Below are 17,827 nucleotides of genomic sequence, written 5' to 3'. Positions count from 1 at the left end.
CTGACGTGGCGAGCCTTGACGTGCGCCGCCGCCACCCTGGCCGCGTCGAAGGATAGGTTCGGCCTTCTGGGTCGGATCCGGCTCGAAGCCCGCGATGACTTCTTGCGGTATCGGCCGCTTGATCAGCCGCTCGATGTCCTTGAGCAACTGATGCTCATCCACGCACACCAGCGAAATTGCTTCGCCGGTCGCGCCCGCGCGGCCGGTACGGCCGATGCGGTGAACATAATCCTCCGGCACATTCGGCAGATCGAAGTTGACGACGTGCGGCAACTGGTCGATATCGATACCGCGCGCCGCGATATCCGTAGCGACCAGCACCTGAAGCGTATTGTCCTTGAACTCGGCGAGGGCGCGCGTGCGCGCCGACTGGCTCTTGTTGCCGTGAATCGCGAGCGCGCTGATGCCGTCCTTCGCCAGTTGCTCGGCCAACCGGTTCGCGCCGTGCTTCGTCCGCGAGAACACAAGCACTTGCGACCAATTGTGTTCGCGGATCAAATGCGTGAGCAATTCACGCTTCTTGTCGCGATCGACGGGATGGATCTTCTGCGCAATGGCTTCGACCGTCGAGTTGCGGCGCGCCACTTCGATCAGCGCGGGTCGGTCGAGCAAGTTGTCGGCAAGTGTCTTGATTTCGTCGGAGAACGTGGCCGAGAACAGCAGGTTCTGACGCTTGGGCGGCAACTTGGCGAGCACGCGCTTGATATCGTGGATAAAACCCATGTCGAGCATGCGATCCGCTTCGTCGAGCACGAGGATTTCGAGCTTCGACAGATCGATGGTCTTCTGCTGCATGTGGTCCAGCAGTCGCCCCGGCGTTGCCACGACGATATCCACGCCACGACGCAATGCATCGATTTGCGGATTGATGCCGACGCCGCCAAACATCACGGTGGACTTCAACTTGAGATACTTGCCGTACTGACGCACGCTTTCCTCGACCTGTGCGGCGAGCTCACGCGTTGGCGTGAGGATCAACGCGCGAACCGGTCGCTTGGCTCCAGCCAACGGCGCAGGGGCTTCCGAAAGACGTTGCAGGATAGGCAGCGTGAAGCCGGCGGTCTTGCCCGTACCGGTCTGTGCGCCCGCAAGCAGGTCGCCGCCGTTCAGCACGGCCGGAATGGCCTGCGTCTGGATGGGCGTGGGGACGGTGTAGCCTAGTTCGTTGACAGCGCGAAGCAAGTGTTCGGACAAGCCGAGGGAATCAAAAGACATAAGTGTTTGCAGATTCGGTATGACGACCGGCGTTCGCGCCCGAGGCTCAAAAACATGCGACGGGCCGCACGACAAGTGCGAGCGTACGACGATCGAAGAAATCGGGCGGCATGACATTCGGGGCGCGCGCTCAAACGAGTCAGGCGCCGGGAAAGTTGCCGCGAAGATCAACGCGCTATCAAGACACGTCGACTGGCGTTTAGTTGCATTTGAAACGCCGCGATGCGTTTCTTGTCAGGCAATGTGCGTCACGGTCAAGCCGTGGTTCAACCCACGAATCACGCTTAAGCGACGTAACGTGCAACGCTGACGAATTGACACAAGCTGCCGCCCAACACGAACAGGTGCCAGATGCCATGGCCGTGCCGGATGCGCTCGTCGTTGATGAAAAAGTAAATGCCGGCGCTGTAGATCAACCCACCGGCCAATAACCAGGCGGTACCTGCGGGCGGTAACGCCATAACGAGAGGACGGATGGCTACGAGCGCGAGCCAGCCCATCAACACGTATAACACCATGGATACGCTGCGGGTTCGGCGCCCGAGCGTGAGTTCCTGAACGATGCCGAGGGCAGCGAGCCCCCAGCTTACGCCGAATAGCGACCAGCCCCACGGGCCGCGCAACGTAACGAGCGAGAACGGGGTATAGCTGCCTGCGATCAGCAAATAGATTGCCGAATGATCGCATTTTTGCAATATCGCCTTGAGCCGCGGGCTGCGTACCCAGTGATAGAGCGTCGAAATTGTGTAAAGCACCAGCAGCATCGCGCCATACACAGCAAAGCTGACGATCTTGTACGGGTCGCGTTCGAGTGCGCCCATTGTCACGAGCGTCGCAAGTCCTGCCACCGACAGCACCGTGCCGATCAAATGCGTAACGCTATTGAACCGCTCACCAAAATGCATCGACCGTCCTCGCCGCGCCGTGGGACCTCGTGCCGCGCTTGGCTTCCACCCAAAATCGACCCAAAACCGACCCAAAATCCACACACGAAAATTTTCAGGCTGCAGCACCCGCCAGAACCGCTCATTCTACAGTGAAGCGTCGATTGCCCGATTCAGCGTGCGATTCGGCTTAAAACGTGGCTTACAACGCAGCTTCAATCCCGCCTCAAAAAGTCCTGCTTAAAAAGACGAAGGGCGCTGCTCCGACCACGAAGCCCGCGCCCTTCCATGCATTTTACGCTGTTGCCGGCAGGCTCACCAACCACCTGCCGTTTCCACTCTTCAAAACGGGTCAGTCGAGCGGCGCCGAGCGCAAATTGCTCACCTGTTGCGGCGACACCGGCGTACCGTGGTTGCCCCAGGACATCCGGATGTACGTGACGACCGCTGCCACTTCCGTATCCGACAAAGCTTGCGCGAACGGCGGCATGCCATACGGGCGCGGGTTGCCATCCGTGCTTGGCGGATAACCGCCATTGAGCGTCATGCGGATCGGGTTCACTGCCGACGGCATCTGGATCGACTGGTTGTTGGCGAGCGGCGGATAGGACGGCGGCTTGCCCAGACCATTCTCCGCGTGACACTTCGCGCAATTTTCCGTGAAGATTTTCTTGCCCTGCGACAGCAACTCGGTGCCGAATTGCGCCGATGTCTCGAACTGCATCGACTCCGGCGCTTCCTTCTTTTGCGGGATCGACTTGAGATACACCGTCATGGCGCCGATGTCCGCGTCCGACATGTATTGCATGCTGTTGTGGACGACTTCGGCCATCGGGCCGAACACGGCTCCGCGCTGCGATACACCCGTCTTCAGCAAGTCGGCGATGTCCTTGTTGTCCCAGTCGCCGAGACCCGCTTCCTTATTCGATGTCAGCGAAGGCGCGTACCAGTTTTGCAGCGGAATCAGGCCGCCGCCGAAGGCCGCTGAACTGACGGGTCCGCCCATTGCGTTGATCGATGTGTGGCACATGCTGCAATGGCCGAGGCCTTCGATCAGGTACGCGCCGCGATTCCATTCCACCGACTTGGTGGGATCGGCCTTGAACTCGCCTTCACGGAAGAACAGCGTGCGCCAGCCGATCAGCAGGTTGCGGTTGTTGAATGGGAAGCGCAGTTCGTGCGGGCGGCTCGGGACGTTGACCGGCGGGACCGAGCGCATGTACGCGTAGATGGCGTCCGAGTCGGCGCGCGTGACCTTGGTGTAGGCCGTGAACGGCATGGCCGGATACAGCAGGCTGCCGTCCTTCGAGCGACCGTTGTGAAGCGACCGATAGAAGTCGTCGGAGGACCACTTGCCGATACCGTTCTGGTCGTCAGGCGTGATGTTCGGCGTGAAGAGTGTGCCGAACGGCGTCAACATGGGGAGGCCGCCCGCGAAGGTCTGGCCACCACGAACCGTATGGCACGCAATACAGTCGCCGGCGCGGGCAAGGTATTCGCCGCGCTTGATCAGTTCGGCCTGGTCGGTCGGCTGAGCGGCAACCGCGCCGCGCGAATGAAGGTTGTCACCACCCGACCAGAGGGCGGCGGCGGCGGCGACGGCTGCGACTACGACAGCCGAAAGTGCGAACAGGGATTTGCGTTTCATATTCTTCTCGCTCCTCACGCGTTATTGCGGTTCGCTGCCGCAGGCGAGCGGCGTCTTGCGTGAACCAGCGGGCGCGGGCACCGGATTCGCCGGCGCGGTTTGCGTGGAGAGCCAGGCGGCGACAGCGGACACGTCGTCGTCGGTCAGGCGGGTGGCGATTTGCTGCATGCAATCAGGCGCTTTTGCGTGACGCGAACCGGAACGCCATGCGCCTAACTGGGCGCTGATGTAGTCGGAGTGCAGTCCCACCAGACCCGGGATAGCCGGTTCCATGCCCGTCAGAGTGGCGCCATGACACGCGGCACAAGCAGGAATCTTCTTGGCGCCGTCGCCGTTCAGCACGATCTGCTGGCCACGCGAAACCGTGGCGGCTGTCGCTGTCGGCTTGGCAGGTGCCGGATAGGGCGGGCGTTGCTGCGAGAAATAAGTCGCGATCTCATGAAGGTAGTCGTCCGAGAGATACGTGACGAGGTAGTTCATGGGCGGATATTTCCGGCGGCCTTCGCGGAAATTCTGCAACTGGTTGTACAGGTAGTCAGCCGGCTTGCCGGCAAGACGCGGGAAATAGTCGTTGTCGGTGCCTTCGCCATGCACGCCGTGACAGGCCGTGCAGCCTTGCACTCGCGCGGCCATGGTGTCTGGGGCGACCGGTTGGGCGGCGGCCTGAGCGGGCGCCGGCGTTTCGGCGGCGTCTGCGATGCAGGCACTGCCGATCAGCGTCAGAGCCATTAGCGGGGCGAGCAACGGACGAAAGATGCGTCTTGAAGACACGCGACACTCCATCAATTTTGAGGACCTTCCGAGCTTCGTTCGGCCCGGTGCGAATAGTGTGGTGAACCGTTGCCACAGCGGCTTTGCGAGCCGGCGATGCGACGCGGCATTCTATCATCGTTGAATGATGGTGACTATTTGAGCATTCGTCGATTGCAAGTGCTTTGGTGTGCTAGCGCGACAATTTGCCACGTGGCATATCGACAAGGGTTTCTGAATATGTTTAACAATTTTGGGCGCTCGATTGGCCCTTCTCGGGGGCTGTCGGCGGGTGGGGTGGGGGAAAGCCCCCACCCCACTCACCCTCCAATCACCATTCGGCGACGCTGCCATCCGCGTGACGCCACACCGGATTGCGCCAGCGATGTCCCACCTTCGCCATCTCGCGCACTTTTTCCTCGTTCACTTCAATACCCAGTCCCGGTCCTTGCGGAATCGCGACCATGCCGTCTTCGTACTTGAAGACTTCCGGGTTCTTGATGTAGTCGAGCAAGTCGTTGCCCTTGTTGTAGTGAATCCCCAGGCTTTGTTCCTGGATGAACGCGTTGTAGCTGACCGCATCGATTTGCAGGCAGGTCGCAAGCGCGATTGGACCCAGCGGGCAGTGGAGGGCGACGGCGACGTCGTAGGCTTCGGCCATCGATGCAATCTTGCGGCACTCCGTAATCCCGCCCGCGTGCGACGCGTCCGGCTGGATGATGTCCACGTAACCGCCCGCCAGGATGTGCTTGAAGTCCCAGCGCGAATACAGGCGCTCACCCAGCGCAATCGGCGTGCTCGTCTGGTTCACGATATCGCGCAGCGCTTCCACGTTTTCCGACAACACCGGCTCTTCGATAAACAACAGCTTGAACGGATCGAGTTCCTTCGCGAGCACCTTCGCCATCGGCTTGTGGACGCGGCCATGGAAGTCCACGCCGATGCCGATATTCGGTCCCACCGCCTCACGCACAGCCGCCACGTTGTTGATGACGCCCTGAACCTTGTCGAAGGTATCGATGATCTGAAGCTCTTCCGAACCGTTCATTTTCACGGCCTTGAAACCCCGCTCGACCACCGCGCGCGCGTTGTTCGCGACATCGCTGGGACGATCGCCGCCGATCCACGAATACACCTTGATCCGGTCGCGCACCTGGCCGCCAAGCAACGCATGAATCGGCACGCCATGATGCTTGCCCTTGATGTCCCACAGCGCCTGGTCCACACCGGCGATTGCACTCATGCCGATCGGGCCGCCGCGATAAAACCCCGCGCGATACATCACCTGCCAGTGATCTTCGATCAACAGCGGATCTTTGCCGATCAGGTAATCCGAGAGTTCGTCGACGGCCGCCGCTACCGTGTGCGCGCGTCCTTCCACCACCGGCTCGCCCCAGCCGACGATGCCTTCGTCCGTCGTGATCTTCAGGAAACACCAGCGCGGAGGAACGATAAAAGTTTCGAGTTTGGTAATTTTCATGCCGATGTCTCCTGATTCCAATGAGATGAACAACAAGTTTTCACATGCTATCAAATTTTGATTTGACGTGTATATTAATAGTACTATTGGCCTGAAAGCCTTGCAGTACATAGAACATCAAATAACGGGAGACGCATCATCCAGCACGATCTGCACGGGCGCGTGGCGCATGAACTCGGCACGGCGATTCTTCGGGGAGATTTTGCGCCGGAATCCATCCTGCCGCGCGAAGCCGAACTGATGGAGCGTTTTGGCGTCAGCCGGACGGTGTTGCGCGAGGCGTTGCGGACGTTGACATCGAAAGGATTGATTGAATCGCGGCCGAAGATCGGTACGCGCGTGCGGCCGCGCCACGCCTGGAATCTGCTTGATGCCGACGTCCTCGAATGGTATGCACGCGTTGCCGCGCCGTTGCGGTTCGCGCTCAAGTTGCAGGAAATGCGCGAGATGATCGAGCCGCATGCTGCGGCGCTGGCTGCCGGGAATCTGGATGCCGAATCGCTCGCGCGGCTCGACGAGGCGCATCGGGCGATGCTTGAAGCGCGCACTGTCGATGAATGGGTGCGAGCCGATCTGCGGTTCCACCTGAGCGTGCTCAATGCCGGCGGCAACGAATTGTTGATTCCGCTTGGCACGTTGATCGAGCGCACGCTCGAAGGTCAACTCAGGCTGAATGCCCGGCGCGCGGAGGTTTTCAACGCGTCCATGGCGGAACACACGGCCGTGTTCGAAGCAATCGTTGCGCGGGATTCGAGCGCCGCACGGCGCGCGATGGCCGGGTTGCTCGGAGTGACGCGGGCGCGGATCGAAGGTTGAACGGGGCGCTGCAGGCCTTGAGCGGCGGGCCGTCGTCGGCGATATTTTCGGAATCACGATAAAGTGGCGGCCTTGAGCGCCGATTCCGAAGCGCGGCGCTTGTGCACCGTCTACAGGAGCGCCGATGCCGCTTGTTCCGCTGTCTCTTGTCTCGTCGTGGGGCGCGTGGGCCGTGTTCGTCAGCGTCCTTGCGACCCAACTCGGTCTGCCCATTCCCGCTGCACCCATGCTGATCCTTGCCGGCACGCTGATCGCGGCCGGTATCGCTTCGTTCTGGCACATGCTGAGTGCCGCTGTGCTGGCGGTGATCATCGCCGACATGTTGTGGTTCTCGGCCGGGCGGCTGTACGGCCGGCGCTTTCTCAATTCCCTGGTGCGCTTTTCACTCTCCATCGACACCACGTTGCGCACCGCTCGCCATTGGTTCGAGCGCTTCGGTGTGCCGTTGCTCGCGGTATCGAAGTTCGTGCCGGGATTGGGGCTGGTGGCTTCGCCCATGCTCGGCACCACGCAAATCGATGTGCGCGTGTTCGTCTTCTGGGATCTTGTCGGCGCGGCGCTTTGGGCCACCTTCTGGATACTCGGCGGCGCGGTGCTGATGCCGCAAGTCGCCCGATTGCTGATATTCGTGCGTACTTATGGTCTCGATGCACTCGATGTGCTCGGGATCGCGGGCGCCGCTTTCTTGCTGTATCGATGGGTGCGGCGCCTGCAGTTTCGTCGATGGCTCGCGAAGTATCGGATCTCGCCCGAGCAACTCGATGAAATGATGCGCTCCGATGCGCCGCCGGTGATTTTCGATGCGCGGCCCGTGTCGGTGCGTCAGACGGAATCGCACAAGATCAAAGGCGCGTTGCTGCTCGATCTCGATTCCCCCGATAAGGTCGACCGGATGTTTCAGGAGCGCGAGGTCGTGGTCTATTGCGTGTGTCCGAATGAGGCGACGGCCAAGCATATTGTCAGGCAGTTGCTGGCGAAGGGGTTTCGCAACGTGCGACCGCTGAAGGGCGGCTTGGATGCCTGGGAGAAGAAGGGGTTTCCGGTCGAGCCGATCAGGTTTGAGGGGACAGCGGGTGCGGGTTCCCGGGATCGGTTCGATGACGAGGACGAAGCCGCGATGGGGGATATGGTCACGGTTCGGGCCACAGCGCCGGAGTGAGTTGGAGTTTATCGAGCATTGAGCATTGAGCGGCCTCTTGAGCTGCCTCGTTGGCGGACGGGGAGCCGGTGAGCGTTTGCGCGGGATGGCCGTCTGTTCGTCCCGATTCCCCGTTTGTGTCCGTTGGTTTTCTTCATTGCGAGGCTTCGTCGGATGAGTGAGTTTGTCGGGTTGGATCCTTCGCAACTTTTTGGCTTGCCGGCGCCGCATGTCGCCACACTCGACGATGGTCTTCACGTTCCCTTTACTCAAACCGGTCATGAGCATCGTGAGGTGATCGTGTTCGTGCACGGTTCCCTTTGCGACTTTCGATACTGGAAGCCGCAGTTAGGGCCGCTTGCCAGGATGTATCGATGCGTTGCGCCGAGTCTTTCGCATTATTGGCCGTCGGGGTTGATGGCTGCGGGCGACGGCAGGGCCACGGCGTTTAGCTGGGATGCGCATGTTGACGAGGTGGCTGAGTTTATTGAACGACTGGATGTCGGGCCGGTGCATGTTGTTGGCCACTCGCGCGGCGGGAGTGTTGCGTTTCATTTGGCCGGTCGATATCCGGAGCGGGTGAAGTCGCTGGTGCTTGCGGATCCGGGTGGTGCGGTGGCGAGTGAGGGTTCCGATGCCGGCTCTGATTTTGCTTCGGGTTCCGGTTCCAGTTCCAGGGCGATGCCGGCTGCGCCGACGAATGCGCTGCGGGGGAAAGCTGCGGAGTTGATCGCCGCCGGGGACGTCGATGCGGGGTTGGAGTTGTTTGTCGATTCTGTCAGCCGGCCGGGGTTCTGGGCTCGTAGCCCGAAGGAATTCCGGGCGATGGCGTCGGACAACGCCCGGACGCTCTTGCTGCAATTTCGCGATCCGTTGCCATCGTTCGACGCGAGGGCGGCGCGGCGGATTGAATGTCCTACTTTGCTAATCGATGGCGCGAATAGTCCACGGATGTTTCGGGATGCTGTGGGGGCGCTGGAAGGTTGGATCGATGGGGTGCAGAGAATCACGATTGAAGGCGCTTCGCATGGGATGAGCGTGACGCATGCGGGGGTTTTTAATCGGGCGTTGATGAAGGTGATTGATCGGGTTAGGGAGTAGCAGCAAGGCTCTCCCATCATTCGATTCCGGATTGGTGGTGGTTGCGGGGGTGGGCACGCATGCCGACTACAGCAAGAGGAGGTTTTATAGCGGCTGCGATGACAGCAATGGTCAACGAACGGCGAGAGCAATGAACTTCCGTCTACTGTCGCATTTGATTGGCAAGACCGCATTAGTCAGCCAACACTTCGCGCAGTGACCATCCCTGCGGCTCAGTGCACGGTCTCCGCAGCCCCACAACACTTCTTGAACTTTTTGCCGCTGCCGCAGGGACATGGGTCATTGCGCCCGACCTTCGGCGCGCTCCGCCGCATCGTGGCGGCGAGTAGTCGCTCGTGAACGGCTTGACGGTAGGGTAGCCAGTAACGGTAGATTGCCGCGACGCTCGCGGGAATCTGTTTGGCGAGTTCTTCGCGCAGATCTGGCCGACGGGACAACTCGGCTGTGATCTCGTCAGCGCCAATCAGTGTCATCGGACGCAGCCATTGCTGACCTTGCACATCGTCGAACAGCGGTTGCCAGTCTTGCTGGCAAAGCGCAATGCCTTGCAGGAAACCGCTTGCCCAACCATCGCCGTCGACCCATTCGCCGGTACTGTCGAGTGACGTGAACGTACTAAACCGAGGTTCGAACCTATCGGGATCTTGCTCCAGACTCTCGATGATGGAGTTGAAGTGCCGCAGAATCAGGTCGAAGATTAGCTTCGCCTCTTCCATCGACTCAAAGGCCGGGGCGTCGTCTCTATTCCGGCCCCACACACCGGGCAACCAGTCGCTCGGCTGCAACGACGTCGGCCCGATTGCGATCGCGACCAGATAGCCGTCCAGGATATCGAGCAGCATCGTTTCGTCTGATACTGAATCAGACAGCAGAAACGCGCCGAGTTCGTTTAGCTCGTCATCGGACAGGGGCGTCATTTGTCGGGGTGTGCTGTCTAGGGACTTGGACAGTGTTAAAGCTCCAGATGTGTTGCGTCGCGGGGCTCTGAAACGGACAAAGGGTTACAGGTCAAAGACCTGTAACCCTTTGAGTAACGCTGGTGGCGAATCAGGGATTCGAACCCCGGACCTGCGGATTATGATTCCGTCGCTCTAACCGGCTGAGCTAATTCGCCAAGAAGCCGAGATTATGGAGAGGGCTGCGATCCCTGTCAACCCCTCCCGGCTGCTTTCCCGACACTACCCACACCCATCAAAACCACCTCAATCCGAGTCATAAACCGCTGACCCTCTGGTCTCCTTCACGAACAGCATCCCGATTACAAACGTCACCACCGCGATGACAATCGGATACCACAATCCCGAGAAAATATTACCCTTGGCCGCAACGATAGCAAACGCGGTCGCCGGCAAAAATCCGCCAAACCAGCCGTTTCCAATGTGATACGGCAGCGACATAGACGTGTACCTGATCCGCGCCGGGAACATCTCAACGAGCATCGCGGCGATAGGCCCATAAACCATCGTCACGTAGATCATCATGATGGTCAGGATCACAATGGCCATCGGCCAGTTGATCAACGCCGGATCGGCCTTCGCGGGATAGCCCGCCGACTTCAGCGTTCCCGCGATTGTCTTGTCGAACGCGGCGCCCTTCGCCTTCGCATCGGCAGCCTTGCCGTCATAAGTATCGACGACCGTATCGCCCACCTTGATCTGCGCAATCGTTCCGGCCGGCGCCGCCACGTTCTCGTAGTTCAAGCCGGACTTCGACAGCGCGCTCTTGGCAATATCGCAGGAGCTCGTGAACTTCGATGTTCCCACCGGGTTGAACTGGAACGAGCACTCGTCGGGGTTCGCAATAACGGTGATCGGCGCCTTCAGGGTTGCTGCTTCGAGCGTCGGATTCGTGTAGTGGGCAAGCGCATGGAACAGCGGGAAGTAAGTCAGCGCGGCAATCAGGCAGCCCGTCATGATGATCGGCTTGCGGCCGATCTTGTCCGACAGTGAGCCAAAGAACAGGAAGAACGGCGTGCCGATAAGCAGCGCCACCGCGATCATGATGTTGGCGCTGGTGCCATCGACTTTCAACGTCTGCGTCAGGAAGAACAGGGTATAGAACTGGCCCGTATACCAGACCACAGCCTGACCGGCCGTCAAACCGAACAGCGCGAGCAGCACGATTTTCAGGTTTTTCCATTGGCCGAACGCCTCGGTGAGCGGTGCCTTCGACGTCTTGCCTTCCGCCTTGATGCGCTCAAATACAGGCGATTCGTGCAGTTTCATCCGGATCCACACCGAAACGCCGAGCAACACGATGGACGCGAGGAACGGCACGCGCCATCCCCAGGCGCCAAACGTCTCTTCACCAACGGCCGTGCGCACGACCAGAATTACGATCAGCGAGATGAACAGGCCGAGCGTGGCCGTCGTCTGGATCCACGCCGTCCATGCGCCGCGCTTGTTCGCGGGCGCATGTTCCGCCACGTAGGTCGCCGCGCCGCCATACTCGCCGCCAAGCGCCAGGCCCTGCAGCAGCCGCATCGCGATGAAAAGCACGGGCGCAGCAATGCCAATGGTCCCGTATCCCGGCAACAAGCCAACCAGGAAGGTCGACAAGCCCATGATCACGATGGTGATGAGGAAGGTGTACTTACGCCCGACCATATCGCCGAGACGCCCGAACACAATGGCGCCGAACGGCCGCACAGCGAAGCCTGCCGCGAAGCCGAGCAACGTGAAGATGAAGCCGGCGGTTGGATTGACACCGGAGAAAAACGTCCGGCTGATGTAAATGGCGAGCGACCCCGCCAGATAGAAGTCGTACCACTCGAACACCGTGCCTAGCGATGACGCGAAAATCACGCGCCGTTCTTCGCTCGTCATCGGCGCGTGGGAAACCCGTCCCTCGACTGTCGCCATGAAATCGTCTCCTGAATTTTTGATCTTCGAATGTGGCGCGCGCGGAATAGCGCACCGTGCATCGATTATTGAGATCAAAACTTACGGCGTTCTGACGTGGAAGGGGTCATCGATGTAGCGTTGCGTTGGGTCCTGTAGCTAATTACAGAGCCTAAGTAGCAGTCTTCGTCGGCTAACGTACCGCTATATCGATTAACTATTCAAATCCGGTTTTTGACGTTGCGCGATTGCTCAGGGTTTGTCCCGGGCAGGATAAACCCGCCGTAAGGCTATGCGGACGAGCGTTCCGGCTTGTCGGGGTGCGTCGTTGTACACGTGATCGCTGATATCCAGCGTGCCGCCATGCATGCTTACGATCTCTCGAACGATGGCCAGGCCCAGTCCGCTGCCGTCGCCTTCACGTCCAAGAATCCGGTAAAACCGCTCCAGCACACGCCCGCGCTCGGCGGCCGGAATGCCCAGCCCGGTGTCTTCCACTTCGAGGAAAATCCGCCGCGAGTCCGATGCCTCCGCACGCACGCGAACCGTGATTCGCCCACCGGGCGGGGTATAGCGGATGGCGTTGTCGATCAGGTTCGACAGCATTTCACGCAGCATCACCGCATTCCCTTCGACCTCCACGGGATGCGCGGGCTCCTCGTAGCCGATATCCATGCGCTTCGCGATCGCCGCCTGCACCCAGTCACGGACGGCGAGCCTTGCGAGTTCGGCCAGTTCCACTCGGGAAAAAATTTGCCCCGACATGCGGTTCTCGGCACGGGCGAGCGCGAGCAATTGCGTGACGAGCCGCGCCGCGTGCTCGGAACTCGTCGCAATCTGTTCAAGGGAACGATGTACTTCTGCCGAGACGTCCTGTCTCAGCGCCAACTCTGCCTGCATCCGCAGACCCGCCAGAGGCGTTTTCATCTGGTGGGCGGCATCGGCGATAAAACGCTTCTGCAACTCCATGTTCTGTTCGAGCCGGTTGAGCAGATCGTTGAACGACGCCACCAGCGGCGCGATTTCGGGCGGCGCGCGGCGGGCTTCGAGCGGCGACAGATCGTCAGGACGACGCGCACGGATATTCGACTGCAACGCGTGCAGCGGAGCGAGTCCACGCGACAACCCGAACCAGACGAGCACGATGGCCAGCGGCAATATCACGAATTGCGGCAGGATCACGCCCTTGATGATGTCGTTGGCCAACTGGCTGCGTTTGTCGAGCGTTTCGGCCACCTGCACCAGTACCGGATGCGCAAGCTGGGGCGATTCCACGGTCGTATAGGCGACGCGAATGTCGTTGCCTCGTAGCATGTCGTCACGAAATTCCACAATGCCGGGCTGGGGCCGGTCGTCGTCATGCGGCAAGGGCATGTCGGCGTCGCCACCCACGAGTTCTCCGCGCGTACCGAGCACCTGGAAAAACACGCTGTCGACGTTGTCGGCGCGCAAGAAGTCACGCGTGGCATCCGGCAGGCGCAATTCCGCCACGCCGTTCACCGGCTGGATCTGCCGCGCGAGGACATAGGCGTCGGTTTCCAGGGCACGATCGAATGGCCCATTCGCGATCGACTTTGCAACCAGATACGTGACCGCGATGCTCATTGGCCAGAGCAGCAGCAGCGGCGCGAGCATCCAGTCGAGAATCTCGCCGAACAGCGAGCGCGGAGGCGGCTCGCCATCCGGCGCAAGTTCGTCGGGCGGCGCGAAGGGATTGGCGTAACGCGCGTCGCGCGACGCGTCGGGATCGGCGCCCACAGCCGTTTGGGATATATCGAGTAGAGGCTCGCGCGGCGCCGGGTTGGTGCGTTCGATGGAAGCGGGCGAGCCCATGGCGGGACTACTTATAATGAGGGCTAGAGGAAGGCGGCTCGACCGGACTCGTGACGACGGCTGGCGTGGCAGCGGCTTTTTCAAGGCTATAGCCTAGCCCGCGAACGGTCATGATGCGCGCACCGCCGGGCTCGATTTTTTTTCTTAGCCGATGGACATAGACTTCAATAGCGTTGTTGCTGACTTCCTCTCCCCACTCGCACAGGTGGTTGACGAGTTGTTCCTTCGACACCAGCCTGCCGACTCTTTGCAGCAAGACTTCGAGCACGCCGAGTTCGCGTGCGGACAGTTCGATCACCTGCTCGTTGATGGACGCAATGCGCCCGACCTGATCGAAGGAGAGCGCGCCGTGCCGGACAACCGTCGGACCGCCACCGGCGCCGCGACGGGTGAGGGCGCGCACGCGGGCTTCGAGTTCGTTTAGCGCGAACGGTTTTGCCATGTAGTCGTCCGCGCCAAGATCGAGGCCCTTTACGCGCTCGTCGACGCTGTCGGCGGCGGTCAGGATCAAGACGGGCATTTGGGAATTACGGGCTCGCAGGCGTCGCAGAACCTCAAGGCCGGGCATGGTGGGAAGGCCCAGGTCGAGGATCAAGAGGTCGAATGTCTGGAGGGTAAGCGCGGTATCGGCTTCGCCTCCATGCTTGACATGGTCTACGGCATACCCCGATTGGCGGAGTGATCGAATGAGGCCGTCCGCGAGTATGCTGTCGTCTTCGGCAATGAGGATTCGCATCGTAGTGTGCGCAAAAAGCATTGCCGGCACCGCATTTCGCCCGGCGCGGCGGTCTCCAGGTGTAAGGGGTTTTCTCGCAGCCCGCGTGGCGCTGAAACTACGCGTGACGATCAGGCTTGCAAAAATACCTGTTTTTTTATACAGTGTCTGCAGCAGTGCGGCCAGTCGGAAAAAAATCCACGGGCAGTGCGCCAGACGCCGTCAATCATAGCAAAGGACGATTCATGGAAGATAGCAAGAAAGGCCCGGGCGGGATGTCTGCAGAGAAGACCAAGGCGCTGGCCGCGGCTCTGGCGCAGATCGAAAAGCAGTTCGGCAAAGGGTCGATCATGCGGCTCGGCGCCGGTGAGGTAGTCGAAGACATTCAGGTGGTATCGACCGGTTCGCTCGGACTGGACATCGCGTTGGGCGTCGGCGGCTTGCCGCGCGGCCGCGTAGTGGAAATCTACGGTCCGGAATCGTCGGGCAAGACCACGCTTGCGCTGCAAGTGATCGCCGAAATGCAAAAACTCGGTGGCACGGCGGCGTTTATCGACGCGGAACATGCGCTCGACGTGCAATACGCGCAAAAGCTGGGCGTGAACGCAGTGGATCTGCTGATTTCGCAACCGGATACGGGCGAGCAGGCGCTGGAAATTACTGACGCGCTCGTGCGCTCGGGCTCCATCGACATGATCGTGATCGACTCGGTGGCGGCACTGGTGCCGAAGGCCGAAATCGAAGGCGAGATGGGCGATTCGCTGCCGGGTCTGCAGGCGCGGCTGATGTCGCAGGCATTGCGCAAATTGACGGGCTCCATCAAGCGTACGAACTGCCTGGTGATTTTCATCAACCAGATCCGCATGAAGATCGGCGTGATGTTCGGCAATCCGGAAACCACCACGGGCGGCAATGCGCTGAAGTTTTACGCGTCAGTGCGCCTGGACATTCGCCGGATCGGTTCGATCAAGAAGAACGACGAAGTGATCGGCAATGAAACGCGCGTGAAGGTAGTGAAGAACAAGGTTTCGTCGCCGTTCCGGGAAGCGATCTTCGACATTCTCTATGGCGAAGGCATCTCGCGTCATGGCGAAATCATCGACCTTGGCGTGCAGGCCAAGCTCGTCGACAAGGCCGGAGCCTGGTACAGCTACAACGGCGAACGTATTGGTCAGGGCAAGGACAACGCGCGTGAATTCCTGCGCGAAAATCCGGAGATGGCGCGTGAGATCGAAAACAAGATCCGCGAGTCGCTTGGCGTGAACGCCTTGGCTGAGAGTATCGGCCCGCGTGTCGCCGAAGTCGCGGGCGAAGAAGAATAAGTATTTGGATTTGGGTAAGTATTTGGGCGGTAGAACATGATACGCAAGAGGCGGTTCGGATCGAAGGCCGGTCGCGACACAAGTCGTGACGGCGAGGAAGTTGATTCGGACGGCTCGACGTCTGTAAGCGATGACAGCGAAAACGTCGTCGCGGAGGAAGTTGTCGATCGCTATGAACGTAGTAGCGATCGTTATCGCGCAGGGACAGGACAACGCGCCGGTGCGGAGAAATCTGCATCGGCGCGTCGTTCGTTTGGAGGCGGCTTTATTAAGGCCGACGACCAATCTGACGGCAAGGCCGAGGACACTCCGCGCACGGGCTTTGGCAGCAACGCGGACGTGAAGCAGCCCAAAAAAAGCAGCTTTGGACGCGGCGGTTCCAATTCCAGCTTCAGCGCGAACTCATTGTCGCGAAGCAGGAAGGCGGACGCGGCTGAAAGTTCGGACGAAGACGGCACGCAACAGGACGCCGAGCCGCAGCCAGTATACGAGCGATCGAGCGATCGCGTTTTTCCGAAGCGGCAATCGTCGTTTGGGAGCGGTTTGTCGAAGAGCGCACGTTCGGATCAGGCTCCGGCGAGCGGTGAAGCCCACTATGAGCGCTCAAGCGATCGCAAATTTGGAAGCGGCAAGTCGCCTGGGCGGAAAGCGGCAGGTTCATCGCTTGGCTCGTCGCTGGGTTCATCGCTTCGCGGCAGCAAGTCTTCACCTTCGCCGAGCGGGGACGACGTGTTCGAGCGGTCGTCCGAGCGCACCACGCGTCGCCGAAGCCCACGGCCGGCACAACCGTCGCAGCCAGGTGAGAACACCAGCAAGCAAATAACCCCGACGGGCCTATCCGCCACCCTTGCTGCTGATGATCGGATAGAGCGCGCACGAGCCGCATTGCAGCAAGCTCAAGCACTTGTTCGTTCAAAAGATCAACCGCGAGCAACCGTCGCAGCGAACCAGCCGGTGTCTGCGATCCCCGACGCCGATCCCTTCGAAGCGTTCGAACAGTGCGTGCCCGGGCCAAGCGAAGCACATGCTGCCGACCCGGTTTACTCGCGCGGTTCCGCGGGAAGGACAAAGGCAGATTCGCCGAGCGCGCTAAACGACTCCAAAGACTCCAAAGACTCCAAACGCAAGCGGCCACCCCTGTCGCTGCGAGGCCGCGCCCTCGGCTATTTATCACGCCGGGAACACAGCCGTGACGAACTATCGCGCAAGCTGACCCGGCACCTGACCGAGGGCGATTCGCTTGTAACCTTGTTGGACGCGCTCGAACAAGAAGGTTGGTTATCGAACGAGCGATTCGCGGAAAGCGTGGTGCATCGCCGGGGCAGCCGTCTGGGCACAAGCCGGATAGTCCACGAACTGAAACGCAATGGCATCGACGAAACGCTGATCCAGGATGCCGGTGCCGCGCTTAAGAAGACTGAGCTCACGCGCGCCCAGGACGTCTGGCGAAAAAAATTTGACGCACTACCCGCAACGCCCGCCGAGCGCGCGAAGCAGGCCCGTTTCCTCGCCACGCGAGGCTTCAACAGCGCCACGATCATGAAAGTGCTCAAGGCGGGCGACGACGATTTCATCGAAGAGTGACGAATCCCAGGGTTCCCCCAGCAGCCCCGCCGAACGGACGCGCGCACGGCCATCCCGGCTAAAATCACCCGTTATGCTAAAATTTCGGCGTTTTCTCATTCCGGCCTTCCTCTGCACATGCCGCTTTCCCCGCCCGTTTCCCGACAATTGCGCCACCGACGCGCGATTCGATTGGAAGCTTTCGAACGCGAGGATGGCCTGTGGGACATCGAAGCCTGTCTAACCGATGAAAAGCCGCGCGATGTCAAACTCGCGACGGGCGTCCGGCCTAACGGCCTGCCGATCCATGAACTCTGGCTGCGCATCACGATCGATCGTGCGCTCACTATCGTCGGAGCCGAAGCCGCCTCCGAATGGGCGCCGTACGGCGAACTGTGCGCGGCATCGAACCCTGAATATCGCGCGCTCATCGGCCTCAATCTCCTTCAGAATTTCCGTCGCGAGTCGGGCCGCGTTCTGGCCGGCACGATCGGTTGCACGCACCTCACCGAACTGTGCGCA

Annotated in this window: 15 protein-coding genes and 1 tRNA gene; 6 read left to right on the top strand and 10 right to left on the bottom strand. The window is 60.5% G+C overall.

Annotated features, from left to right (window positions below):
* The 5 genes from WCA53_RS27735 to dgoD form a co-directional block, all read right to left on the bottom strand.
* A partial coding sequence (locus WCA53_RS27735; RefSeq protein WP_423918387.1) for a DEAD/DEAH box helicase occupies window positions 1-1,215 on the bottom strand: 1,215 nt, incomplete at its 3' end.
* Window positions 1,216-1,499: 284 nt separating this feature from the next.
* On the bottom strand, window positions 1,500-2,120 hold the full coding sequence (trhA, locus tag WCA53_RS27730; RefSeq protein WP_423918384.1) for a PAQR family membrane homeostasis protein TrhA: 621 nt from the start codon (window positions 2,118-2,120) through the stop codon (window positions 1,500-1,502).
* A 331-nt stretch (window positions 2,121-2,451) separates the two neighbouring features.
* Window positions 2,452-3,747, bottom strand: a complete 1,296-nt coding sequence (locus WCA53_RS27725) for a c-type cytochrome (protein ID WP_423918381.1) — start codon at window positions 3,745-3,747, stop codon at window positions 2,452-2,454.
* 21 nt (window positions 3,748-3,768) lie between these two features.
* Window positions 3,769-4,530 carry a c-type cytochrome gene (locus WCA53_RS27720; protein WP_423918377.1) on the bottom strand — a complete coding sequence of 254 codons (762 nt, stop codon included), beginning with the start codon at window positions 4,528-4,530 and terminating at the stop codon, window positions 3,769-3,771.
* A gap of 298 nt (window positions 4,531-4,828) precedes the next feature.
* On the bottom strand, window positions 4,829-5,977 hold the full coding sequence (dgoD, locus tag WCA53_RS27715; protein WP_423918372.1) for a galactonate dehydratase: 1,149 nt from the start codon (window positions 5,975-5,977) through the stop codon (window positions 4,829-4,831).
* Between the two features lie 135 nt (window positions 5,978-6,112).
* On the opposite strand from dgoD, the gene WCA53_RS27710 reads away from it, so the two are divergent.
* From WCA53_RS27710 to WCA53_RS27700, 3 genes are all read left to right on the top strand, one after another.
* The gene (locus WCA53_RS27710) at window positions 6,113-6,793 is read left to right on the top strand and encodes a FadR/GntR family transcriptional regulator (protein ID WP_423918390.1); all 681 of its coding nucleotides are present in this window, start codon (window positions 6,113-6,115) and stop codon (window positions 6,791-6,793) included.
* Between the two features lie 124 nt (window positions 6,794-6,917).
* Window positions 6,918-7,952: a VTT domain-containing protein gene (locus WCA53_RS27705; protein WP_423918367.1), complete on the top strand. Its 1,035-nt coding sequence runs from the start codon at window positions 6,918-6,920 to the stop codon at window positions 7,950-7,952.
* Between the two features lie 153 nt (window positions 7,953-8,105).
* The gene (locus tag WCA53_RS27700; RefSeq protein ID WP_423918364.1) at window positions 8,106-9,032 is read left to right on the top strand and encodes an alpha/beta fold hydrolase; all 927 of its coding nucleotides are present in this window, start codon (window positions 8,106-8,108) and stop codon (window positions 9,030-9,032) included.
* 212 nt (window positions 9,033-9,244) lie between these two features.
* On the opposite strand, the gene WCA53_RS27695 is transcribed toward WCA53_RS27700, so the two are convergent.
* From WCA53_RS27695 to WCA53_RS27675, 5 genes are all read right to left on the bottom strand, one after another.
* Entirely contained in the window at window positions 9,245-9,949 is a 705-nt protein-coding gene (locus tag WCA53_RS27695; protein ID WP_423918361.1) for a UPF0149 family protein, read from the bottom strand.
* Between the two features lie 120 nt (window positions 9,950-10,069).
* Window positions 10,070-10,146: transfer RNA gene (locus tag WCA53_RS27690), tRNA-Met, on the bottom strand.
* An 88-nt stretch (window positions 10,147-10,234) separates the two neighbouring features.
* The gene (locus WCA53_RS27685) at window positions 10,235-11,893 is read right to left on the bottom strand and encodes an MFS transporter (protein WP_423918358.1); all 1,659 of its coding nucleotides are present in this window, start codon (window positions 11,891-11,893) and stop codon (window positions 10,235-10,237) included.
* Between the two features lie 231 nt (window positions 11,894-12,124).
* On the bottom strand, window positions 12,125-13,705 hold the full coding sequence (locus tag WCA53_RS27680; RefSeq protein WP_423918355.1) for a sensor histidine kinase N-terminal domain-containing protein: 1,581 nt from the start codon (window positions 13,703-13,705) through the stop codon (window positions 12,125-12,127).
* Window positions 13,706-13,712: 7 nt separating this feature from the next.
* A complete protein-coding gene (locus tag WCA53_RS27675) occupies window positions 13,713-14,441 on the bottom strand; it encodes a response regulator (RefSeq protein WP_423918351.1) in 729 nt (242 codons plus the stop codon).
* 224 nt (window positions 14,442-14,665) lie between these two features.
* Between WCA53_RS27675 and recA the strand changes: the two genes are divergently transcribed.
* From recA to WCA53_RS27660, 3 genes are all read left to right on the top strand, one after another.
* On the top strand, window positions 14,666-15,742 hold the full coding sequence (gene recA, locus WCA53_RS27670) for a recombinase RecA (protein ID WP_423918347.1): 1,077 nt from the start codon (window positions 14,666-14,668) through the stop codon (window positions 15,740-15,742).
* Window positions 15,743-15,778: 36 nt separating this feature from the next.
* Entirely contained in the window at window positions 15,779-17,326 is a 1,548-nt protein-coding gene (gene recX / locus WCA53_RS27665; protein ID WP_423918344.1) for a recombination regulator RecX, read from the top strand.
* Between the two features lie 117 nt (window positions 17,327-17,443).
* The coding region (locus WCA53_RS27660) for a DUF2889 domain-containing protein (RefSeq protein ID WP_423918341.1) at window positions 17,444-17,827 on the top strand (384 nt) is incomplete at its 3' end.

Source organism: Caballeronia sp., from assembly GCF_049581465.1.
Taxonomy (GTDB): Bacteria; Pseudomonadota; Gammaproteobacteria; order Burkholderiales; family Burkholderiaceae; genus Caballeronia.
This window is presented reverse-complemented; position numbering and strand designations above follow the sequence as displayed.